Source organism: Flavicella sp., from assembly GCF_037132785.1.
Lineage (GTDB): Bacteria > Bacteroidota > Bacteroidia > Flavobacteriales > Flavobacteriaceae > Flavicella.
This window is the reverse complement of the sequence record NZ_JBAHZZ010000050.1, coordinates 1-24,873: the sequence shown is the minus strand read 5'-3', so window position 1 is coordinate 24,873 and position 24,873 is coordinate 1. Positions and strand designations below refer to the sequence as shown.

Genomic DNA, 24,873 nt, shown 5'->3' with positions numbered 1-24,873 from the left:
CGTAAATCACAAATGCTATCTGCAAAAGTAGGTGTTATTTGTAGTTTCATGGCTTGAATATACATCTTAATAAGCTAACAAACAATGATTTATATCCTAAATTTGGATGTTTGTTTTTGTCATGTACCTTGCAACGGTCTTAAATAGATCCATAACTAACATAAACAATGAAAATAAGAAGAAAAAAAAATTAGATTTAAAAAGTCAAAATTGAAATCTAAAACTGAAAAGAGCATTATGCAACGGTCTTAAAATATTAACCTTAAAAAAGGTCAACCTATTTCAGTATAATACATTAAGTGAATTAAAAATTCTCTCAATTTTGAAATGATTTATAAAACTAGCAGACAGCGTTAAATTACAGAAGCTTGACGCGTGTGTTTTCGCTTCAACGAGTTTCTACCCCTCAATATTTATTTGTAAGACTAACTCTAATTACCTATAAATTTCTTATTCAAAAACTATCGTATTTACAGAATTCGCCGTTAATTTTATAATCTTTTTATTCAGGTTAATTTTCTGTAATTCCAAATTATTGATTTTATTAGTAATATATAGTTTTATAGAATCATATTTCACACTCTCTAAATCAATGAAAATTTCATCATTTTTTTGATTTACAAGCACAATAACCAAGCTATCGTCACTATTTTCAAAAGCAGATATTAGAACCCCATTACTCAAATTATCAATAGAGTTATAACCATTATAATCTACTTTAATTCTTTTTGCTTTAGGTCTAATAAACCTTGAATAATTACCAAGACTCCATAATAATTTGGATTCTTGAAAACTACCATCCTCCTTATTTTTATCAATATATATTAGCCCGTCTTTATAATTGTATGGACTCATTGCCAACCACCAATACCAAGAAGAAGCATTGGCTATTGTCAAATCAGAATGAATAACTCTTGCCACATACAAAGCTGTTTTCATCCCTAAACCTTTTCCTTTACCCTTGATTTCTTCATTGTTTTCAAGTACACAATATTCAGTCATCCAATATTCCAAGTTTGGATACTTTTGAAGTTTTTTAGCTATTTTTTCTCTTTCGTTTTTTAATTTCTGTACATTCCAAGTTGTAAAATAACTATGTCCAACAATTTTAGGAGCAACACTTTTTAAATTCCCAATAAAATTATTGCTATTAGGATTGAAGAACTCTTCAATTTGATTACTTCTATTTTTGAATTTTTCCTTTTCACCAGTCAAATAATCAGCTGCTCCTGCTTCTGTTATTTCAATTTTAGTTTGAAGATTATTTGCAATAAAAATTGAATCTATTATTCTAGTAGCATTTTTTAGTTCACTATTATTCCAAGGTGAACCTTCTTGATTATTATTTTTCCATTCCCATTGAGGTTCATTAAACGGACTTATATATTTGAAATCAATCTGATACTTATTTGAAAAGTAATTTGTAACATCCTTCAAAAAAACAGCATAATCTAAATAACTCTCTTCTTTTAAATTTGATGTTAATCCATCATTAGAATAAGCTTTACCATTTTTAGTAAAAAGAATTGGAGGACTATTTACAAAACCAACAAAATCCCTTGTTCCTCTTTCTTTTGCGGCATTTAAAAACCATTGTTGCCCTATATGTTTATCCCAGTTATAGGAATTATCAGAATTCAAAAAACATTCTGATCTTCTCCATTCATCTTTAATATCACTTTTCTCTTCTTGTTCAGCACTGCCAGCCCCAATATTAAAACGCCAAGAAGACAATCCTATTCCATAAGGAGTCCCATTTATATCAACCTCCAAGCTAAATAATAAATCAGCTATTTGGTTCTTTTTTATAACTGTCCAGTTCCCCACAAATTGTGTAGACCAGGCATCAGAAGCCCCAAAATTATGAATAGTTTGGTATTCAATAGTAGTATCTATATTGATTTTAATTGTTTCTATATCCTGAGAAGAGGCATTAAAAGATATTAACAATGTAAATAATAAACTAAATTTTTTCATTTTTTTCTTTTTTCAATAGCCAAAGCTCTAGTTTCAAGAGGAAATTCTTCGTGTTCTGTTCTTGATTTCTTTAATAACTCCATCAATTCCTTTAACTTTTGTGGCTCTTCTATAGCTAGGTTATTTGATTCTCCTATATCATTTGAAAGGTTATACAGTTCTGGTTTTCCTTCGTGTTTCCATACCAATTTCCAATCATTTTGTCGAATTGCTTGAATAGGACCTTGCCTTTCATTAAACTCCCAGTATAGATGATCATGTATTTCCTGATCTTCAGACCTTCCAAACAATTCAGGAACTAAAGAAATTCCATTAATATCATTATTTGAGGGCTGAACCCCTACTAATTCACAAACCGTAGGCAAAAAATCCCAAAAAGCAGAAATATGATCACTTTTAGAGTTTGGAGCAATCTTTCCAGGATATCTAGCTATAAAAGGAATACGAATACCTCCTTCATATAAATCACGCTTCCCTCCCCTTAGCTCACCATTGCTATTAAAAAATCGATCTATCTTTTCGTATTCAGGTCCATTATCACTGGTAAAAAAAACAATTGTATTTTCATCTATCCCCAGTTCTTTTAGTTTAGAAAACAACCTCCCCATATCTTTATCCATTCTAGAAATCATACCCGCATAGGTTGTGTTTCCTTCTTCATCATTCTTATAATGCCCTTTGGTATTCATTTTACGTTTGGGCCATCCTAGATCCAAATAAGGCTCTTTAGACTCCTCAGGAACAGTCAATTCAAGATGTGGTATCGTTAACGCTAAATAAAGAAAAAAGGGATTGTGCTTTTCCTGTTCTACATAACGCAATGCTTCATTGATAAATACATCATGTGTATATTTTCCTTGTTTGAGTTTATAATTATTTCCTTTAAGAATATAAGGATCATTATTAACATATAATGTATCCCAATAATAATGATGCGCATCACTGTGTTTCTTATATCCTAAAAAATAATCGAATCCATGATTAGATGGCATATTTTGTTTCGAATTTCCTTCTGAAAGCCCCCATTTTCCAATAATGGCGGTTTGATACCCAATGTTTTTCAACTCATTTGCAACTGTTAATTCATTCGGTTTAAGGTTTACAGGAGTGCCGCTTTGGGTCCAAACTGGATTCCCTCTAACACTTGCATGTCCTTGATCATAACCTGTTAATAAACTTGCGCGAGAAGGCATACATACCGTTGACCCTGAATAATGGTTAAAAAAAACAATCCCTTCAGCTGCCATTTTATCTAAATGTGGAGTTTTTATTTTAGATTGACCATAGCAACCTAAGTCACCGTAACCTAAATCATCTGCCATAACAAAAATAATATTTGGTCTTTTAGACACCGCTTTCTTTTCTTGTATTGTCTTACAACTCGTAAAACAAATCAAAAAAATAGTCATTATAAATAGAAATATTAGTGTTATTTTCATCCTGATATTTGTATTTAAGTTTAATAAAATAGAAACATTACCATTTTGGAAATATTGAAACTTGTTCTGGAACAGGCTTAATATTAGCTATTGAATTAGCATCACCATACCAATACATACCAACGGCATATTGCATATCACAATCTGTCCAACTCCATACTTCCATATCTAATTTTAGAGAACTTTGAAATGGCATACCATCTAAAGCTCTTGTTCTTGTTTCTGTACTATAACCTTGTGTGTTTTTTTCGTTTGTAGTTTTTCGATTTAATTTGTTATAAACATTACTTCTCGGTTGTGCATGAAATGGATGTTCATAAAAATCTGTACTTATTCCTCCCCAAGAATAGGCGTAATAATCCTCTGTTCCTGTACCAAAAATTGATGGAAATTTTTCTCCATCAACATAAATTTTTTCATCACCTTCTCCCCACCATCTTTTAACAGGGTTCATTACAGTAAGTGCATCACCTACATATACACCTCTTCCTTTAATAGTAATATAATTCCAATCTGAAAAAGGACGCGTAGAAACAGGGTATTGCTGACGAAAACCTGCATGAAAATACATAGAATTCTCATCCCATTCCCACTGTTCTACTAGAGTTTCTAATTTAAAATTTATCGGGTTTTCACTAAGATTAACTATAGAAATAGTTGCTTCCTTTTGATAAGGCATCACCCATCTACATGACAAAGTTCCATCTTCTGCAACTTTCCTATACCAACCTTTAAAAGGATGTAAACCAACTCCTGTGCCAAAAAAATCTCCTATCGGTGACCAAACGGTTTGTTTTCCATCAAAGTTCATTTTAATAATTACAAAACGTGTAATTGTCGAATCTTTATATTCTGATAATTTAAGAGAAAGATTTTTTAAAGCAGCCTCACCTTTTGGCAAATAAAAAATTTTCTCTTGGTTTGGTTCAAGCTGACTGAAGGTATCTGGGAGTTTAATTTCAATTTTTGAATTCAAAAGAGTTGAAGTTACCTTTTGAATTGTTTGTTTTGCTAACTCAAAGTCTTTTAGCGTAAAGGTTTTTATATTTGTTTGCAAAGGATATTCTCTGTAGGTAAATTGAAAGAAAAATGGACGTTTTGTAACTGTAATTTTACAACTTTTAGCATAAGGAATAGGAAAAAAAGATACAGCTGAACGTAATGATTTATGAGCTAATGGAAAAGGGAAAATACCATTTCCATTTAATAAATCTAACATATTTCCTTCTAAAGCAGGTGTATCTGAGCCATCCAAATAGAATTTAATAATACTATTTGTTTTTGATTTTGAGGCACTTTGAAAAGGCATCCAAGTTCGCACAATGGCCCCTGCTCCTTTGTGTTCCATTAACACCCATTCTTTTTTCCCGTTTTTTTCTTCAATCCTGACAAAATTATGATCTTTTTCATTGCTGTTAAAATCTTTATTCATAAACCATCCAATTGTATCTTTTGGGTTTATTGATGCTCTGTTATAACTACTTTGCTGCTTTAACCTAAAATTATCATCAGGAAACTGAGCTATTTTTTCAAGATTTATCATGTCTTTTAACAAAGACTCAACAGTAATTATCTCACTTGATTTCTCACAAGAAATAATGCCTATTAAAACAATAAAACACACTAATTTGAGTGTTTTATATTGAACGATATTATAAATTTTTGAATAACTCATGAATTAATTTTTAATGAATTTAAATGTGTCTTTTGTGGTTTTTCCTTTAGGCACAATAAATTAGCTAAGAATACTATCCCATCCACGCAATTTAATTTCTTTCCCAACTTCACGCAAAACCTTTACGTCTTCAGGAGGAATCTCTCCACTAGGTAATGGTCCTGTGTTTAATAATAAGTTCGCAGGGTATTTATCTGCCTTTTTCAACATCTTAATCACTTCTTCTTTCGATTTATGATTACCATCTTGAGAAGAAAGATACCCCCATCCTTTTCGTTGAAGGTGATCACATATCTCTAATGGCTTCTCTATTTTCTCCCCTTGTTTATATTTACGTTCTGGTGCAAGAAAATCTTCAGTCCCTAAAAGTCCTTGTTTGTAAGAAACTAATACTTGTGGCTGTTTGCTATGAATTAAATCATATAAATCCTGACACTTAAAAAGTGAATGATCTCCAGAGGCAGGAGTAGCAAATCCATCCAACCAGATTCCAGCAATATCTTTGTAATTTTCTAGTAACTCATTTACTTGATTCGACATAAAGTCTAGATATACATTTAAATCATGCTCCTCTCCATATTTATAATAGGGCTCTTTCGTTTCGTAATCAGGACGTGCTGCTCCTTTCCATTTATCATTGTTTGGCGCATGTGGATGACGCCAATCTCGGCCATGAGAATAATATAAAAAAAGTGCCAAACCTTTTTTATTACATTGCTCAGATAATTCAGCTACCAAATCTCGTTTTGCAGGTGAATTCATACTGTTAAAATCTGTAAACTTTGTATCCCACAAACAAAAACTATCATGATGACGTGTCGTAATATTTATATATTTCATCCCTGCCTCAAGTGCCAAATCTGTAATAAAATCTGCATCAAATTTTTCGGCGGTAAATTCATCCTTTAACTTAGCATATTCTGCAACATGTATTTTTTCATTACGCATTACCCATTCATGTCTACCTAAAATAGAGTACAAACCATAATGAATAAACAGTCCATAACGTGCTTCTTTAAACCATTGAGTAGCCGCCTCGCGTGGATTTTGTTTATATAAATCTTTGTACTCTCTTAAATAGTTTGGTATACTAGAACTACTACCCATAGTACAACTATTAAATAACATTGCTCCTGCACCTGCCATCAAGGACAAGCTTATAAATTCTTTTCTATCCATATCTCTAAATTCCTTTTTATTTTTAAATTAAATCATACACCTATTCCAAATCGAATAAATTCAGTAGCATACGTCACAAGACAAACGAAACTCTTGAAATAATTATTCCTTTTGATCCCAGAGCCTATAAGGGTCGTTATTTGTTTTCATTTGTTCTAGCAGCAATGATTCCATTTCCCCTAATTTGACTGCATATAAGGGATTACTGGCTAGATTAGTTTCCATTTCACCTGTTTTTTTATGTTCGGGTAAATACTCATTCGGATTTTCTTTTAGATTAAAAAGTTGTGTTTTGTGAATGGTTCCCTGCATAAGGTCATATTTTATTAACTTCCAATCTCCTTTTGTAACACTTCGCATCCCTGGTTTCGAGCCTCCACAATAAACTCCATACATCACGTCTCTTATTTTATCTTTTTCTCCTTCTAATACAGGTTTAAAACTAAGCCCTTGTACTGAATTAGGAATCTCAATCCCAGCTAAGTCACAAACGGTAGGTAAAATATCTAATAAATAAATGTTTCCTTCAACATTTTTTCCAGCTTTAATTCCTGGTCCTTTAACTATAAAAGGCACACGCCAAGTATGTTCATACAAATTTTGTTTTCCTGTTAAACCATGTCTACCAATTGCAATTCCATGATCGGAAGTATAAATAATATAAGTGTTTTCCAACTCGCCCATTTCTTCCAGTTTAGTAAGAACTTTACCTATTTGGATATCAATATTTTCAGCACAGGCATATTCTCGTCCTAACTCATTACGTATAGTTTGTTCATCTCGATTTTTCCAAACACCACTCACTCGTTCTTCATCTCTTAAGTTCTTGTGTCCATGGAAAAACGGGTGTTTTAGAAGATAATTATCCTGTAAAGAGGGTTGTTTAGGATTTGCTGGAGGAAGGCTGTTTTTATCAGTATGATTAACAGCTCCATATTTTTCTAATAACTCGGGAGTACCATTACGAACATCATGCGGATGAGAAAAACCAAAATAAATAAAGAAAGGATTTTTTTCCTCATTCACCTGTCTATCGCTCAGGTAATTAAGAACTTGTTTAGAATGCCATGCACTACCAGTTTCTTCGGTTCCTCCTCGTTTTGTTGCATCGTGAACAACAGTAAATTGTTCGTTTGCATCGGCATAAGAATTTCCTTTTTTACAGGTTCTCATTGTTTTGTATCCTGCCTGGTTAAAGACTGCTCCAATGGTTTGAAGTTCTAGACTATCTGGACAGATGGCTTTTTTATAACCTGCACTAGCAGGGAGATTCCATACGGTACGTCCTGACATAATCATATGACGTGACGGGGTACAAACAGCTCCATTCATTGAACCCATATGTCTAGCACTGTCGAAAACCATACCGTCTCTTGCTAATTTAGCTATATTGGGGGTTTCTAAAATTGATTTCCCATCGTAAATTTTTAAATCAAAAGGAGATTGATCATCAACTAATACAAATAAAAAATTTGGTCTCTTATTGTCATTAATTTGTGAATTTAGGGCATGTGAACCTATTGATGTAATGCACAATGCATAAAGAATAATTTTTTTCATTATCTAATAATTATATATATTTATTTATCGCAGAAATATTGCAGCTTATTTTGTTTTTTTTAATTCATTTATAATGAATTATATCTAAAAAAAACTTTCTGTATTAAAATAAATTACTACCGAAAGTTTAATCAACAATCTCAACTATAAAACCTAATTGAATTCTTCATCCTTAACATTTCTAACTCAACAGGACTACCTTTATTTTAAAAGTATTTCAACTATAATAAACCTTTGTTTTCAAGTATTTCTACTTATCTGTTCTAAAAGGTCTAGATGGAAGACCTTTGTTATTGACTAAGTTAACCTTAGGTTTTGCAGAAAAAGCATAACGAACATGAATTGGAGCATCTACATTTATAGATTTAAGAATAATCCTATTAGCATCTATCCTAGCCTCTGCCTTAAACCATTCTTTATCTTCCCCTGAAATCCAAAATCCCTTGGGAGATTTTCCGTCTACCGTTTTAAGTCCTTTTGAATTGTAATACTTTAGTATAATCTCATTATTTTTAATTTTATATTTTTTAAGCTTAGGACCATCTGTAATTCCTTTTCTATTTAAAGTAGATTTTTCTGCCAAAAGAGCTATTCTTTCACCAATCAGTAATTTATCTTTAGGGTGAATATTAAATGCCTCTCCTAAATCAATCGTTGTTACTACTTCAGTATTCGCTAAATTTGCAAAGGAATATTGTGACTCACGCATCCATGCCCAAGAATCTTCAGTTGGGCTTTCAGGATCGAAACGAGGTTTCTTATCTTTTTTACCAATATATCCGGGAAGAGAAACTACTATAAAGTCAAACGATTTCTGTTTCCAACGATCTCTTAAATATGTCGTCCAAACAGGAAACGATTGACCATATTGCAACATCCCGTCTTTTGTCTTAGAATTTGACTCTCCTTGATACCATACAATTCCACGACAAGTATAAGGGATCAATGGATTCATCATGGCATTAAAAATAATATTTGGTTGTGTTCTTAAAAAAATATCATCTTTCCTTTTTCTAGTCTCTTTAGAACTGAGAATTAATTCAATACGTTTCTGTTTATCCCTATCAGAATAAAATTCTTTCATAATACGATTAAAGTGTGGTAATTTTTTAGTCAAATCAGCTGGCATCCATCCTTCTATAGACGAACTTCCCCAAGCTGTTAAGATAATCCCTATGGGTACATTCGCATATTTTTCTAAAAAATAAGAAAAAGAAAAAGCTACAGCGCTAGACGGATTCTTTAACTCCCAAACTCCATTTGTAATAAAATCTTCCTTATGAAAAGAGCCCGTACGAGGTACTTCAAAAGTGCGTATGTTTTTTGATTCCTTATCAAAAACATGTATTTCTTGTATGTTTTTATGAGGCATAACCATATTAGATTGACCTGCACAAACCCACACTTCCCCAATCATTACATCTGTAAAAACAACAAATTCATTAGCTGAACTCACTTTAAAAATAAAAGGACCTCCTTCTTTAAATTTGGGTAGTGTTGCATTCCAATAGCCTAAACTATCAGAGTATACTTTTACCGTTTTGTTTTTTAATTTAATTATAACCAAATTATTAGCCAAAGCTTCCCCCCATATTTTAATTGGGATATTTCTTTGCAAAACCATATGTTCTTGAAAAAGAGAACCTAATTTTAGGTTATTTGAGAATAACAAAGAAGTGCATAACAACAAAAAAGTAGCCAATAAAAAGAATCGTCTTTGTGTCTGTTTTCTATAATGCATAACAATAAAATAATTATATTTATTAACGTTTGATTTATATTATATCAAATAAACATCAAAATTATTAATTAAATTAGTTTCTATTTCCTTTATATTTCAAATAAAATAGAACCGTAACCTACGGCTATGCTTATATTTTTCATTTAATCTAAAGAAAAAAACAATTCAAATTTATTATTAACCACTCTTAAATTTATTTGTATTACTCACTTAAAAAAAAAGAAATCATTTAAAAAATTACACTTTCTAAATGATTTCTTTTTTAATTATTAGATTCACTTTTTACCACTCCTCAAAACCCAATTCCTCTTCTACAGGACGATGTAAAGTTAACGTATCTTCGACTTCATAATTTTTACTATCAATTGTATAAGAATAACTTAATGTCATAGATCGGTCTTCATTTACAATACCTGTTCCAACAAAATTAGAAATACCTGAACTTGGTGAATCCAAAACTATACTATTATCTGTTTCATCGATATTGATCACAAAATTTTCATCGGATATCGACCCTATACCAGATGGTATCAGTACAGAATTTCTATCTACCGTAGTAAGTTCCCTTCTTACATCAGTAAGGTTATCCTCATTATAAATAATTTGCTCAAGAATTACCCCTGTGTCATCAACTTCATTTTGAATACTTGTATAATAATAAATTCCCGTATATTGACTTATATATTTTACAACCAAAATAGTATAATCTTTAGGAATATCTAAAATTGATCCATCAGGATTAAAACCTCCTATAGAATCTAAAGAAGAGTTTGTTATTTTTAGAGGTAGTGCATAAGTGTTTTGAACTGCCAGTGGATCATTTGTAAATAAATCTCTATTTAAGGTTACTGTAACATCACCAATAAAACTACCACTCGAAATTACCATTGTAGAAGTATTACTTAATTCGTAATAAGCTTCAGGCAATAAGGTAAAAGCATCGGCTCCACTGACACTAGTCAAAAGGGATTCATCAATTTCAAAATCCGCATACTCGTCTATGTTGTTTTCTCTTTTCCCTCCTAATGCAACACCAACTTTAAATTGCATTTCATCATAAGACACAATACTCCTTAATGGTTTCTGACTAGAAAAGTAAACCGTTGTATAATCAAAATCTTCAATGAGATCTCCGTAAGATTCACAAGAACTAACCGCAACGCCCATCATAATTAATACGATATACATTTTTTTTATACTCATCTTTATTATATTTTTATATTAATAATTACCAACCTAAATTATTTATCAAATTGGGGGATTTAGTCAATTCGTCATATGGTAACGGCGCATAATAATATTTTATGCCTCCATATTTTCTTTCTTCAACATCTACTTCTTCATAACTTAATGTATCATCATCATTTTTAGTTATTTTAACACCTGTTACAGTCTCTTCCAAAGGCAATAAACATCTTCTTAAATCAAAATATCTATGATTTTCAAAAGCTAATTCTAACCTTCTTTCATGTTGAATTAAAATTCTAAAATCTTCTTTTCCTAAAGCCGCTATTTCATCTACATATGTATTATCTGTAATTCCTGCTTTAGTTCTTATTGATTTAATAATATCTACAGCTGTCTGAGAAATACCAACTCCAACATTATTAGGTCCATAAGCCTCATTAGCTGCTTCTGCTAAGTTTAAATAAAGTTCTGTTCTACGAAAGTAAGGATTATAGTGTTGACCGTAAGAGGAATTATCCACACTTATTAAGCCTGCTGTTAGATTTAACCATTTTCTTACATAATAACCTGTTCTTGTATTCCGATCATAAATTGTTCTAGAATCTATTCCTCCTTCATAAATATCTAAATTCCTGTTATTAAAGCTACTACCATTAAACAAAACGTTTATATATAACCTTGGGTCTCTATTTTCATAAGGGTTATTAGGGTCGTAACCTGATCTTACATCGCTTATTGGATACCCGTTTTTAGAATAAAAAGCATTGACTAAATTTTGAGAAGGACCTGTTCTTGCGGCTCCTCTTTCTGAAATCGGATAGTTATTGGTTTCTAAAGTGCTCGACGTAAAATAGCTTCTCCAAATAAACTCTCCAGGAGTTGTCCAAGAGACAAAATTACCAGTAGTAAGACTTGAAAAAGCTCCAACAACGTCTATAGCTTCTTGTGAATTTATTGCTGCTCTACTCCACTTATCAATATATTTTGTTTGATCTACTACCGAAAATTGTCCCATATCTGTAAGCGAAACAATATCATCCGATTGATATGCTGGACTTGCTGCATATAAAGACACTCTAGACTTTAATGCCCATGCTGTTTTTTGGTCAGCACGTCCTACATTAGCAACCCCTATTGTTGGATCAGTGCCCGTATAAGTTAAAGGAAGATACACTATTGAAGAATCTATATCTTTAATAATCTGTACAACACACTCTTCATACGTATTTCTTCTAACGGCTTCTAAATCTACTGCTTCTTCTTCTGTTGCAGATCTCAAAATAATAGGATACCCTAATGCATCACCACTAGCTGTTTTTCCGCCATAAGCTTGTAATAAATGAAAACTCCACCATGCTCTTAAAAAGAATGCTTCTCCCTTTAGGTTGTCTCTTTTTAGTTGATCTGCTGTTTCTGATGTAATATTATAAATAACATTATCTCCTAATCCATTTTCCATAAACAAATGAACATTACTTATTTGATTATAAGCATTGTCCCAACTTCCAACGACATTATTATTTGCTGTTAAGCCTCCCGCACCCAAGCGATAAACTCCACCAGTATAATTATTGGTTACCGCATTATCAGTGGCTGCATCTAAATAATCGCTCCCATAGTCAGAAATAACGGTATTGGCTAAGTTTCCATAGGCATTTAATAGTAATCCCTCTGTATAATCGGGAAGACTAAAAACTGTATCTTCATCAAAAGTATCTTCTATCACTGTATCTAGCTCACAAGATATATTTAGTGTAACTAACACAATAAATATATATTTTATAAAACTGTTTTTCATATTTTCTATTTTTTAAAATGACACTGTAACACCAGCTGTAATTGTTCTAAATAAAGGGTAATTTGTTACTCCTGAATTAGGTACTTCAGGATCTACATCTTTAACATTAGACAAAACAAAAAGATTAGTTCCTCTAACATAAAACCTCGTTTTTTTAGCCACATTTAAATCATTAGAGAAGGCATAACTCAACTCTACATTTTTTAATCTAAAAAAGGCTGCATTTTCCATCCAAAAAGTTGATGTCTGATTATCATTATTAGAACTTAGAGTTGTTAATATTGGTTGTGAACCATCAGGATTGTTTACCGGATGAAACCTATCGGAAGCTAAAACAGAATACTTACCTTGACCACTATTTCTATAATAGACACTGTTCTTAATCATATCTCTTCCTGTTTCTGCAACTCCTAATATATATAACCCAAAGCCCTTATACTGAGTGTTTATATTAATTCCAAAACTGGCACTTGGAAAACTTTTACCAATTGCTTTTCTATCCAGTTCATCTATAACACCATCATTATTCAAATCTTTATAAGAAATATTTCCAATACCATAAGGCCCTAATGTTTGAATAGGAGCACTGTCTATTTGCTCTTGAGTTTTAAAAAGTCCATTAGACACATACCCCCAAGTAACATCAGTAGATCTACCTGTTTTGTCTAAATAATCATCTTCATTATTTAAATTATCTCCTGATATTACTTCATTTTTAGACACTAAAAAGTTAGCACCTAAGTTTAATTTAAATTCTCCAAAATCCTTGAGCCAATTTATGCTTCCGTCAATACCATTATTTGTTACAGCACCTAAATTCTCAGGTGTTCTTGCTACTCCAACGATATCAGATGTTGTAGTAGAAGGACTAGATAAAATAATATCTTCTCTTTGTTGATTAAAATAATTTAACTCGAACCGTAACGTTTTATCAAAAGCCAATCCTTCCACTCCAATATTAAATTCTTTAGATTTTTCCCATTCTAAATCGGGGTTTCCAAAATTATCAAAGCCTAATCTATCAGCGCTACTAGTGTTCCTTTCTCCTAAACTTATAGAACCATTATCAGAATATCTGGTTTCGTATAAATAAAAACCTGTAGATCGATCATAACCCATTACTCCATAACTAGATTTTAATTTAAGAAAATTTAAAGCTGTATTATTTACCAAAAACTTTTCTTCGCTAAGTACCCAAGCAGCACCGACTGCATGAGATAAATAATACTTATTTTCACCCACAAATTTATTACTCCCCATTAGAGCAAATGTTAACTCTACATACAACTTATTTTTATAGGCATAGTTTGTTTTTAATGTCGTATTAGAGTTTCTAATATGTTGACGTCTGGTATTTAATTCATTTGAATAATAGAAATAAGACAAAGCTGCATTAAGTTTGTTATCCTGATTGATATATTTTTCATAATTTACATTGAACATCCAGCCTAATGATCTAGTAATACTACTTCCTCTTTCTGTTCTGTTACGCTCAATTATTCTATTATTTAATTTTATATAATCTAAAGATGCAGTATCCTCATTTTCGACAATCGCATAACGAATAGGATTACTTATTTGATCTGCGGCATGGTATTGATAGTTATCAAAAGTAAGTAGCGTATTTACAGATAAGCCTTTAACCGTATTATTTAAGTCCCAATCTAATCCAAAATTAGTTTGTCCAAAAAAATACTGATATTCTTGATACCCACCATATATCATATCTCCGTAAAGACTCGTTCTGTTTTGAAAAGAACCACCTAGAGGAGGAATAACTTCATTTCCCAATGATGATGCTTCCCCGCTAAAATTAGGGTCTATAATTACTAAAGGGAATTCGTTTGGTCTTTCTGTATTAATTTTAGCAAATACCTCGTCTTGACCTAATTTTCCCCAATTTCTAGATTCTATAATACCATTACCACCAATATGACCAACAAGATTATCCGTTATCTTAAAATCTAAATTACCTCTTACATTAACTCTATCTTGTGTAACATTTTCTCCAATTTTTTCAATACCATCATTACCAATATAACCAAGATAAATACCGTATTGGGATTCATTCGTTCCACCAGAGTATTCAAAATTCACTTTTCTAAACTCTGCACTATTCTTTAAAAAATAGGAATTATGATCTATGTTTGGATACAATAGGTCATTTTCTCCTGTACTTGCTTTATAACCTGCAATATCTTCCGCAGAATACATAGGAGCAAAACCATCGTTTGCTAATGCTTCATTATACAGCGTAGCATAATCGGCACTGTCTAAATACTCTGCCATTCGAGTATTCATATTAGCACCATATTCAATAGAACCTTTAATAACCTGTGTGTTTACACGACCTCTTTTAGTAGTAACTAAAATGACACCATTAGCTGCACGAGATCCGTACAAAATTTTTGCTGTCGCATCTTTTAAAACCACAATACTTTCTATTTCTTCTGCATTTAAAAAATCTAAAGGTCTTTCTATACCATCTACCACTGTAATAGCTGTATTTGTATCTGACCTACCTAAACCTCTAACGTATATACTAGCAAGATTATTCCCTAATCCATTTGTTGTCATTCGTGTAGATACGCCTGCCAACCTACCTTGTAACGCATTTTGTAATACGATATCTGGTTGTGATTCAAGTTCTTCTCCACTAATTTTACTAATAGCTCCTGTTAGAGCTCGTTGGGTTATATTTCCATTTAAAGGAAGTTCCAAAACATATTGCTCTTCAGAATATAATGGTACGCTTTGTAACACCGTCTTTTCTGTTATAGAAACATTTTTTAAAATAAATGTTTTACTTTCAAAACCATTCGCACTAATTAATAAAATATTTTCTGTTGTAGTGTTAATAGAAAATCTTCCATCTCTGTCTGAATGTGTTTCTACCAAACCATCTCCTAATACAATTAAGGCATTAGGTATGGGGTTGTCATTTTCATCGACTAACATCGTTTGAATAGATATCGAAACTTTTTCTTGAGCATTCACATAACTTCCTAAGTTAGCCAGCAGCAATACAAAAAAAATTGATAATAATTTAATTTTATAATTCTTCATGAATATTGTTTTTTTGATTACCATCCTGGATTTTGTTTATAGTTATACAAATCTAGCGCATCAGTTTCAGATACAGGATACCAATAATTTCTTAAATCAAAAACACGTTGTTCTGACAGTAAATCGATAAATTCATATGTAAAATCAAGTGTACTTTTATCCACTATAGCTTCGTGTCCTGTAGGCGGTATTGCTAATACTCCCCTTATAGGTTTTTCAAACACCTCTTCAGCAATCATCCACCTTCTTAAATCATGCCATCTATGGTTTTCCCACATAAGTTCTACTGCGCGTTCATTTCTAATTCTATCCCTAAAAATTTCTTTATCACTTGTAAAATCAGCAAGAACATTTGGCATCTCAACTCTATTTCTAATTATATTAATAGCATCTACAGCAGTTAATCCATATCCTTTAGGATCTTGATTAGGTCCATATGCTTCATTCATTGCTTCGGCATAATCTAGATATATTTGTGCAACTCTAATATAGACCGAATTTACTTCATGCGTCGAAAACTCCCAGGTAAATGCGGTTGCTCCAGGCCATATGAATTTTTTCGTCATATACCCTGATAAGAATTTATTTTTAGTATAAACACTATTTGATTGTATAATATAATCTGTTCCATCTACATACAATTCTTGATACATTTTATCTCCAGAACCATCTACACCCCACTCTTGACCCGGAAACAAAACATTATTGTACAATCTTGGATCTCTATTTACAAAAGGGTTCTTTGCATCATAGCCTGACCTTGCATCATCTATTGGATATGCGGATGCACCATTTATAACTTCGAACATATCAATTATATTTTGAGTAGGGTTAGAGTATGCTGCGGCATCATTACCAGTTCCCCTAGAAAAACGCTGAGGTAAATAGTTAACCCTTAATCCTCTATTAACATTTCTTTTACCAGCATCTAATCGATACCAGATAGACTCTGGAGAAGCATTAACTCCTGATGTATAAAAAATGTTTTTATATTCGGAGGCATTCATTAACCTAAAGTTAGAACCACCTGATCCTGTATTAATATATTCAATAACATCATTTGCATACTCTGCAGCACGTTCTGACCATTCTTGACTATAATCAAGATATTGTGTACTAGTAATATTATTTTGCATTAAGGGACTTGCTGCATATAGTGTAGCCATAGATTTTAGAGACATTGCAGCTCCTTTAGTGACTCTACCAAATTCAGCATCATTCCAAACACCAGGTAATAATGCAATAGCTCGATCTAAATCGGAGATTAGCCATTCGCTGCTTTCAGAATAAGTAAGCCTATCTAGATCCATATCGTCTCCAGAATCTGAAGCATAAACTGTATTTAAAATAGGCATCCCTCCAGCACGTTGTATAATTTGAAAATAATACCATGCTCTAAAAAAGTAAGCCTGCCCTAACAATTCATTTTTTTGATCTTCGGTTACTCCTGGAACTAGATCATTAACTAATCTATCTATAACTTTATTTGTAATTCTAATTGAGTATGAAGCATTTCTAAATACAGTACCTGTATCAAAACTAGCAGTTCCTCCCCAACCAATTTCGCCTATAGCTGTCCATCTATTAGACCAAGCTCCTGTATTTAAAACGGTACCAATATTTCCATTAAATGGACTACCTGCCTCATCTGAAAGGCAGTTTATATTCATTCTAGTTAAGTTTTGGGCTCGCCAATGATGAATATCATTTAATACTTCATAACAATTGTCCAAAAACCCTCTGGTTGCTTCATAGCTTGAAAAAACATCCTCCTCTGTAAGTCCAAAATCTGGATCTACATCTAAAAATTCTTCACATGATGTAATGCTTATAAAAGCGAACATCATAATTATTTTATATATTTTTGTTTTCATCTTTAATATTATTAAAATCCAACTCTTACGCCTAAACTAACTCTTTTCACAATTGGATAACTCCCGTCCCCACTATTCTCTGGATCCATTTGATCATCTAAGTACGACCATGTATATAAGTTATTTCCATTGATATATATTAATGCCGAATCAAGTCGCAACATACTAATCATATCTTTATCAAATCTATAACTGAATTCTGCTGTTTTTAGTCTGATATAAGCTCCATTCGCATAAGTTAACGTACTCGCAGTTTTATTATGGATGTTTGACAGGTGTAAAGCTGGTTTTTCAGCTGTTTCTGCAGTCTCAGGAGTCCAACTATTCACTACATCTTGATTTGCTTGAATATATGTATTAAAATCAAAATAATAGTTGTTTGGGATTATATAAGACACATCAGATACACCATAAAACAATGCAGAAAGCGCAAAGTTTTTATACCCTAAATTTAACCTTAATGAATGGGTTCTTAAAGGGATTTCAAGTTTATCCATAATGACGTTATCAGCGGCTGACACTATTCCGTCTCCATTATAATCAATATACATAGCATCCCCAGGAACTAAATTACCTTGACTAACTCCTAAACTAGGAGCTGTAGCATTGTAAATGTCATCTAAACTTTGATAAAGACCTGCTTCTATTAATCTACTAGACCAACCTATTGGTTTTCCGGCCTGTTTAAGATAATCTGCTTGATATAAAAGGTCATTTCTAAACACAACCCTATTTTCTGTAAAAGAGGTACTAAAATTAACTCCATAATTCAAGTCATCGGTTATATTGTCTTTCCATCCTACTTGAAGTTCATATCCGTGTTTTTTAGTTTCACCAACGTTTCCAGTTGCTAAATCTGAAATCCCAAGATAAGTAGGTAATCTAACATCCATCAATATGCCTGTTCGTTTTTCTTTATATAAGTCTAAAGCAAAATCTAACTTTTTTAAAACCTCAAATTTAAAACTAAGATTATGTACTCGGCTTTCTTCCCATGTAGAATTATCATTTGGAAGGGCTCCTTCAGTATATCTTGGTCCATAACCTGTTAAATTATCTAGCCCAAAATTAACGTTATCAGCTGTAGAGTAAGTTTGTATATATTGAAAACGAACGTTTCCATCATCACCAGTAATACCGTATGAATAATTTACTTTTAATAAATCTAACCAATTTCCAGCAATTTTCTTAATAAATGGTTCTTCAGAAGCAACCCAACCTAAACCTATAGAAGGGAAGAAACCAAACCTTTTATCTGGAGCAAATTTTTCTGAGCCAGAATAAGAACCGTTAACTTCTACTAAATATCGTTTTTTATAATAATAATTTACACGACCAATCCATTCTTCTCTTTTTTGCCTTAAACCATTTCTATAGGTATTTATCTGCCTCCACATAATAGCATTTGCCCCCAAAAAATGGTCTCCAAAATTTCTTTTATAATTAAACTGAAACTTATAATTCAATACTCTTCCATAGGAAAACAAACTAGGAGTATTGGAAGTTACAGGACTTCCTTGTGACAGGTCATCAGGAAAACGAACCTCCGACAATAACGGATAAGTAACCGTACCATCAGGTGCAACTATAGGGTTAGCATAGTCATAGATTCTTGAGTATCTAATAATTCCAACATCTGAAGAACCTAAACCTACACGCAAAATTTTCTGTTCATAACTAGATGAAGAAGAATAATTAATACTTCCCTTAAAACTAAGTCCTTTAGTTATCAAATCTAAACCTTGTGTTAATTCTAAATCGTAAAACCCTTGAAAATATTTGTACGTTCTTTGCCCTCCTTCATTAAGAGTCACATAAATATTAGATTCTCCTGAAGTACTTTCACCATAACCATCTTCATACGTTATAGGATATAAGTTTCTAGGTGCCCCATAAAGTCTATTAAAAAATATAGATTGTCCAAAACCATCTTCTCCCCCTCCATCAATACGATAGCCTGGTTGGGTTCTTTCTCTAAAATTACCAGAAAAATTCACACTTAATTTTGTTGTAGACGTTACATCAAAATCAAAATTTGATCTCCAGTTATATTTTTGCAATCCAAAAGCAGGATCATATTCATCATTCGCAACTGTTTTAAATATATCACCATCATTCCTATAACCAACTGACACAAAATACCTAACCAAAGGAGACCCTCCACTTATATTCAAATTATATGTTTGTTCGAATCCTGTGCCCATTACCTCATCTACCCAATCAACTTCAGGAAAATAGATATTATCGGGTCCTCTTTGATCATAATTTTCAATCCAAGCATCTAAAGTAGAGTCCGGAATTAATTGCGTAAAATTATTATCGTTCATAGCGGCTACATTATATAAATTTTGAGCCGTAATATAGTCCGCAAATTTTGGTTCGGCAGTAGATTGTTTAAATCCAATATTCGCCGTGAAATTAAATTTTGCTTCTCCCAATTTACCTCTTTTTGTCGTCACCAAAATAACACCGTTAGCACCCCTAACCCCATATACAGCAGTTGCAGAGGCGTCTTTTAGCACAGTAATCGATTCTATTTCATTAGGATCTAAATTGTTAATATCCCTTTCAATACCATCCACTAATGTAAGTGGGCCACCATCTCCTTGCCAAGATGATCGTCCTCTTAAATATATATCTCCAGCATCAGCTCCAGGTTTTCCACTTGTGTTTATCACTGTTAAACCAGCAATTGAACCTTGTAAGGCTTCTGATATGGTACTTACGGATCCCGCTTTGGTTAATTCAGCTCCTTTAATTGATGCAATAGCTCCAACCACAGTTTGCTTTGTTTGCCTACCAAAACCAACAATTACAACTTCGTTTAAAGATGTCATATCTAATTCTAGCTTTACATTAATAGCAGAAAAATCTATAATATTTTTTACAACTTTTGTTTTATACCCTATATAACTTATTTCAATACTAGAATTATAATCTATTCTAAGAGAAAATTCACCATCAAAATTTGCAATAGTACCAATAGATGTTCCTTGTTGTATAATAGTTGCTCCTGTAAAAGGAACTCCTTGATCATCAACAACAGTACCCTTAATGGTGATTTTTTGTTGAACATCTACTTCTAGAGTATCATTATTTATTGCAAACAAAAAAACGGGAGAACAATATAAAATAGCACAAAATAATGACTTTAATATTCTAATGGGTACTCTCTCTGTTTTTAAGAACGAATAATGTTTCTTTTTTTTAAATTGGTTTTTCATAATCATTTAAAATTTAATTTTGGTTTCTTGAAATAATTAATATTTTTTAAACACTGTAATTTCATGAAAAACAACAAGTTTAACGCCTATAAATAAATCAAATTAGAGGTGAAAATGTTGCAATATCATATTTTTATACAATCCATATTTATTCTTAATTTTCTAATCATTTACTTAAAACAATTAACGTATATTATACTTATCACCCATAAAGTATTCCTAATACGCTAACGCTTATATCATAACTAACTTACAAGCACTTAGACCTAAATAAAAAAAACCACCTTCTTATTTCTATATGCTTACGCCTACAAATATTGACTTCATTTTCGATACTATTTACCTCAAATAAACAAACCTTTATTGTTGTTTTACTATAACTTTAAAAGTTTTAATAAATGAACTAGATTTTAGCTGTAAAAGGTATACACCCACTAAACCAAAACCTGTATTAATTTTTTTATTCGTGTTCAAAATTCCTTGTTTTACAATCCTACCACTTAAATCAGTTAACTTAAAAGATATCTTTTGTGTTAAAAAAGAGTTATCTATTTTAACATTAATAAAGTCTTCGGATACTGGATTAGGATATATTTCTACTCTCCCTTCTACATCAAAAGTTTCTGTAGAAAGCAGATCATTCTTATAGGTATAAATATTAATGCTTTTTGCCCTAAGGCTGGTTCTAAACAAATTATCCTCCTCTTTAATTATTGTGGTATTATCACCTTCGTCACTTGAAGTATTTAACCATTCTATTTGTTGAATCTCTCCCGTTAATTGCAAGTTATCAAAGGATATAGGCACATTATCATGATTAATATCACTATTATTAATAACAACTAACGTAAACTCACCATCTAAGTTAAACGACATAGCATATGTATCTTGAAGCGAAGACACTGTGGTTTCTGTGTAGTTTTTATCAACAACATTATTAGCAAAGTTTTTCATTATATAATAACTACGTAACCTTTTTGCCTCTGTATCTTTTGTAAAATAAATAGTTCGTGTTTCCGAATCAACTCCTCTAGAGTTAATTTCAAAAAAGCACTCTCCTATTAAGCCTCCTTGGTATAATTTTGTTTTTTCTATATATGCATCAATCGCTAAACTTATATCAGGATTTACACCATTGGTTCTTGAACCTCCTCCAGCAGATGTCTCGTCGTTCCAAGCCGTTTTACCTAATTCTGTAGCTGCCAAAACAAAATCATCAAACAGATCATCCTCACTATTTAAATTATGAGATGAAAAAGAATGGTATTCATCTTCGTATCCTAGATCACCAACGTCGTTTGCGTAAACAACTCCTTGAGATAAGGACCATGACCCTGGAGCTATAATTTCTGGAATCGGAAGACCTCTCAAATTACACTCACTCACTAATTTGACATAGACATCATGAGAACGTACTGGTGTAACTATACTTGTCCATTCTTTTGCAGTTGCTAAATAGTCGATTGCGACACCATTATCAAACATTAACTCTAAATAATCCGCCAAAAAAACGCCATATGCATCAGTATCAAAACTCTTATTCCCTAAAGTTCTTATACAGCTACCTGCATCATTGGTTTCTACACATGAATAATTATATATATACTTGGGTAAATTATTCCAATTATCACTTTTATAACCATTGTAATCCGACCGCATCGTAGCCAAAAAATTAACATCAGGATTGATAGACTTAATTGTCTTCATAGTTACTATCGCATCATCGTAAAATGCCATATTCTCAACAATTTCGTCAACATCTGTATAACGTAATCGTTTTCCAAACCCTTTGTTGTCAATAAAAATATTAGTAGCAGAACTACCTTGTTGTGAAGTAGACCACAATGAAGCTTCATCTTCTGCATTTGCTGTATTAACATCTACTGCTTTAATAAAGTTCCCTGTGTTTCCAGAAGATTCATCAGTAGATTGCAGGTACTTATTTAAACCTACGTTCCTAATATTAAAATAACCTGGATTTGAAGTACTTTCAATAAACTCCCATTTACACCAAGTTCCAGTACACGAATTTGCAGGTCTAGAATAAATAAAATTACCTGAATTATCATCCAATTTAGTATCAACACATTGCAGCTGTGTATTTGAACCAACATTCTGAATATAATAATGTCCATTTCCCGCATCTAATAACTGCCATTGCACATAGGTTCCAGTTGCAGTTATATTATTTACTTCTACTTCAAACTTGCGATTTTCAGTTTTCTGAATTTTATCATAAGCAACTCGACATAAATTAAATTCAATATCATTAAACGCCCAATCTAAAAGTTCGTTTGGATTAGTCGCTTTTTGAACAAAATTTTGAGAGCGTTCAAAATCTGCTCCCATAAACGTTATTTTTTGTTTTAAACTACCATCATTAACAATAATTTCCTGAGCGTTAATCGTGTTTCCTGAAAATATTATACTACTAAATATGATAATTATTTTAAAATACAATTTCATTTTTAATAGTTTAATTGTTTTTAATAAAATCAGAATTCGGTAGTTCTATAAATGAAACACCTGTATCAAATGTTTTTATACAAAAGGTGATAAATTTCAGATGCTTTAATAGATAGGTAGTTTTCTTTAATTTCATAGTTTAGGTTTTTTTATAACAAAAAGTTAAAGTTCTTTTAACATTTATATCAAAAATAGTTAGTTTAGTTCAAAGTATTTTCCCAAATAAGGGGTAAAAATGTTGCTTTTATATAAACTCACAATGAGATACAAACAATAAAAACCTAAACAACAAGTTTTTACGATTTATTTTGTTTTTCTCCTTTTAATTAGTCTAACTGTTTTCTGAAAAAACAAAATTAGATCTATTAACTTTTTTTATTTTGATCTGCTAAATTATTCTTAAAAATGAACTACCCCGAGACAGAGCCATCGAGGTATCAAAACAAACTTAATTGGCTTGAATGAATTTTCGTATATTTATTTTTTGCTTGACCTTGGTTCTGTAAATATTTTATTATTACCTCTTCATTCACATATTGCCCAACCGTATTAACATAATATCCACTTGTCCAAAATTTACCACCCCATAATTGCCTTTTTACTTCTGGGTGCAAACGGAATATTTCCTTTGCTCTGATACTTTTTACTGTTGAAATTATCTTTTTGGGCGAATTCATTGGAACACTCTGAATCAAAAAATAAGCATGATTATCATCCAATCCAATCTCCAAAAAACGAATATAATAACGCTTCTCTATTTCTAAACAAATCTCTCGAGATGTTAAGGAAACGTCATCTGTTAAAACACTTCGCCGATATTTAATAGGACAAATAAAATGATAAATCAACAAACTTTTATTATGTCTCTTACAGGGCAAACTCACACTTTTTTCAAGTTAATTCGATTGACTTGTAGTTGTTTATGTTGTTTGTTTTTCGTGTATTATACTGACAATAAGGTAAATATAATTATGGATTCAAAAAGTAAATTAGTCAGTGTTTTTGGTAAGGTAGAAGACCCTAGAAGCTATATAAACAAGTTACATGACTTGGTTGACATCCTTCTTATTGGTGTAATTTCGGTAATTTGTGGGGCAGAAATATGGAAACAAATGGTTGAATTTGCTAGTTCAAAAGAACAATTTTTGAAAAAATTCTTACAATTAACAAATGGTATTCCCTCAGAAGACACTATAAATAGGGTGTTTTGATCCATAGATAGTTCTCAATTTGAAACCTGTTTTATAGATTGGGTCAATTCTATTTCAAACTTATCAAAAGGGCAAGTAATAGCAATTGATGGAAAAACATTAAGAGGAGCAAAGTCCAATGGAGAAAAATCACCAGTTCACATGGTGAGTGCATGGGCTAATCAAAACAATTTAGTTTTGGGTCAAATTAGAGTAAATGAAAAATCTAATGAGATTACAGTTATTCCAGAACTGCTAGATAAGTTATTTATAGAAGGCAATATTATTACAATAGATGCCATGGGAACTCAAACTACTATTACTGATAAAATCATCAAAAATAAAGCCGATTATATATTGAAGACCGTTGCATAATGCTCTTTTCATTTTTAGATTTCAATTTTGACTTTTTAAATCTAAAATTTATATTTTTTTTTCTTATTTTCATTGTTTATGTTAGTTATGGATCTATTTTTTGGTTCATTTTCCTTTAGTT

At 31.7% G+C, this 24,873-nt stretch carries 13 protein-coding genes and 1 pseudogene; 1 reads left to right on the top strand and 13 read right to left on the bottom strand.

Annotated features, from left to right (window positions below):
* Positions 1 to 450: 450 nt before the first annotated feature.
* The 13 genes from V5787_RS03180 to tnpA form a co-directional block, all read right to left on the bottom strand.
* Positions 451 to 1,977, bottom strand: coding sequence for a glycoside hydrolase (locus V5787_RS03180; protein WP_336891831.1), 1,527 nt, complete (start codon positions 1,975 to 1,977; stop codon positions 451 to 453).
* Complete coding sequence (locus tag V5787_RS03175; protein WP_336891830.1) at positions 1,974 to 3,329, bottom strand: arylsulfatase; 1,356 nt, start codon at positions 3,327 to 3,329, stop codon at positions 1,974 to 1,976. The genes V5787_RS03180 and V5787_RS03175 overlap by 4 nt, the downstream gene beginning before the upstream one ends.
* 124 nt (positions 3,330 to 3,453) lie before the next feature.
* Positions 3,454 to 5,091 carry a glycoside hydrolase family 172 protein gene (locus V5787_RS03170; protein WP_336891829.1) on the bottom strand — a complete coding sequence of 546 codons (1,638 nt, stop codon included), beginning with the start codon at positions 5,089 to 5,091 and terminating at the stop codon, positions 3,454 to 3,456.
* Positions 5,092 to 5,151: 60 nt separating this feature from the next.
* The gene (locus tag V5787_RS03165) at positions 5,152 to 6,270 is read right to left on the bottom strand and encodes an alpha-L-fucosidase (protein WP_336891828.1); all 1,119 of its coding nucleotides are present in this window, start codon (positions 6,268 to 6,270) and stop codon (positions 5,152 to 5,154) included.
* 102 nt (positions 6,271 to 6,372) lie between these two features.
* On the bottom strand, positions 6,373 to 7,830 hold the full coding sequence (locus V5787_RS03160; protein WP_336891827.1) for a sulfatase-like hydrolase/transferase: 1,458 nt from the start codon (positions 7,828 to 7,830) through the stop codon (positions 6,373 to 6,375).
* A gap of 250 nt (positions 7,831 to 8,080) precedes the next feature.
* The gene (locus V5787_RS03155) at positions 8,081 to 9,571 is read right to left on the bottom strand and encodes a sialate O-acetylesterase (protein ID WP_336891826.1); all 1,491 of its coding nucleotides are present in this window, start codon (positions 9,569 to 9,571) and stop codon (positions 8,081 to 8,083) included.
* Between the two features lie 282 nt (positions 9,572 to 9,853).
* Positions 9,854 to 10,774: a DUF1735 domain-containing protein gene (locus V5787_RS03150; protein WP_336891825.1), complete on the bottom strand. Its 921-nt coding sequence runs from the start codon at positions 10,772 to 10,774 to the stop codon at positions 9,854 to 9,856.
* A gap of 25 nt (positions 10,775 to 10,799) precedes the next feature.
* Positions 10,800 to 12,557, bottom strand: coding sequence for a RagB/SusD family nutrient uptake outer membrane protein (locus tag V5787_RS03145; protein ID WP_336891824.1), 1,758 nt, complete (start codon positions 12,555 to 12,557; stop codon positions 10,800 to 10,802).
* 12 nt (positions 12,558 to 12,569) lie between these two features.
* Positions 12,570 to 15,623 (bottom strand): SusC/RagA family TonB-linked outer membrane protein, encoded by a 3,054-nt coding sequence (locus V5787_RS03140; RefSeq protein WP_336891823.1) that lies wholly within the window; start codon positions 15,621 to 15,623, stop codon positions 12,570 to 12,572.
* A gap of 17 nt (positions 15,624 to 15,640) precedes the next feature.
* Positions 15,641 to 17,497: a RagB/SusD family nutrient uptake outer membrane protein gene (locus V5787_RS03135; RefSeq protein ID WP_336891822.1), complete on the bottom strand. Its 1,857-nt coding sequence runs from the start codon at positions 17,495 to 17,497 to the stop codon at positions 15,641 to 15,643.
* 11 nt (positions 17,498 to 17,508) lie between these two features.
* Entirely contained in the window at positions 17,509 to 20,721 is a 3,213-nt protein-coding gene (locus tag V5787_RS03130) for a TonB-dependent receptor (RefSeq protein ID WP_336891821.1), read from the bottom strand.
* 360 nt (positions 20,722 to 21,081) lie between these two features.
* Positions 21,082 to 23,187 carry a T9SS type A sorting domain-containing protein gene (locus V5787_RS03125; RefSeq protein ID WP_336891820.1) on the bottom strand — a complete coding sequence of 702 codons (2,106 nt, stop codon included), beginning with the start codon at positions 23,185 to 23,187 and terminating at the stop codon, positions 21,082 to 21,084.
* Between the two features lie 437 nt (positions 23,188 to 23,624).
* Entirely contained in the window at positions 23,625 to 24,065 is a 441-nt protein-coding gene (gene tnpA / locus V5787_RS03120) for an IS200/IS605 family transposase (RefSeq protein ID WP_336891819.1), read from the bottom strand.
* A gap of 93 nt (positions 24,066 to 24,158) precedes the next feature.
* On the opposite strand from tnpA, the pseudogene V5787_RS03115 reads away from it, so the two are divergent.
* Positions 24,159 to 24,737, top strand: a pseudogene (locus tag V5787_RS03115) (ISAs1 family transposase); the annotation flags it as partial.
* Between the last annotated feature and the right edge of the window lie 136 nt (positions 24,738 to 24,873).

What these genes read in the sequence shown, in the direction of transcription:
- V5787_RS03180 (WP_336891831.1), bottom strand. Translation starts at nt 1,977, where the DNA reads ATGAAAAAATTTAGTTTATTATTTACATTGTTAATATCTTTTAATGCC.
- V5787_RS03170 (WP_336891829.1), bottom strand. Translation starts at nt 5,091, where the DNA reads ATGAGTTATTCAAAAATTTATAATATCGTTCAATATAAAACACTCAAA.
- V5787_RS03165 (WP_336891828.1), bottom strand. Translation starts at nt 6,270, where the DNA reads ATGGATAGAAAAGAATTTATAAGCTTGTCCTTGATGGCAGGTGCAGGA.
- V5787_RS03160 (WP_336891827.1), bottom strand. Translation starts at nt 7,830, where the DNA reads ATGAAAAAAATTATTCTTTATGCATTGTGCATTACATCAATAGGTTCA.
- V5787_RS03155 (WP_336891826.1), bottom strand. Translation starts at nt 9,571, where the DNA reads ATGCATTATAGAAAACAGACACAAAGACGATTCTTTTTATTGGCTACT.
- V5787_RS03150 (WP_336891825.1), bottom strand. Translation starts at nt 10,774, where the DNA reads ATGAGTATAAAAAAAATGTATATCGTATTAATTATGATGGGCGTTGCG.
- V5787_RS03145 (WP_336891824.1), bottom strand. Translation starts at nt 12,557, where the DNA reads ATGAAAAACAGTTTTATAAAATATATATTTATTGTGTTAGTTACACTA.
- V5787_RS03140 (WP_336891823.1), bottom strand. Translation starts at nt 15,623, where the DNA reads ATGAAGAATTATAAAATTAAATTATTATCAATTTTTTTTGTATTGCTG.
- V5787_RS03135 (WP_336891822.1), bottom strand. Translation starts at nt 17,497, where the DNA reads ATGAAAACAAAAATATATAAAATAATTATGATGTTCGCTTTTATAAGC.
- V5787_RS03130 (WP_336891821.1), bottom strand. Translation starts at nt 20,721, where the DNA reads ATGAAAAACCAATTTAAAAAAAAGAAACATTATTCGTTCTTAAAAACA.
- V5787_RS03125 (WP_336891820.1), bottom strand. Translation starts at nt 23,187, where the DNA reads ATGAAATTGTATTTTAAAATAATTATCATATTTAGTAGTATAATATTT.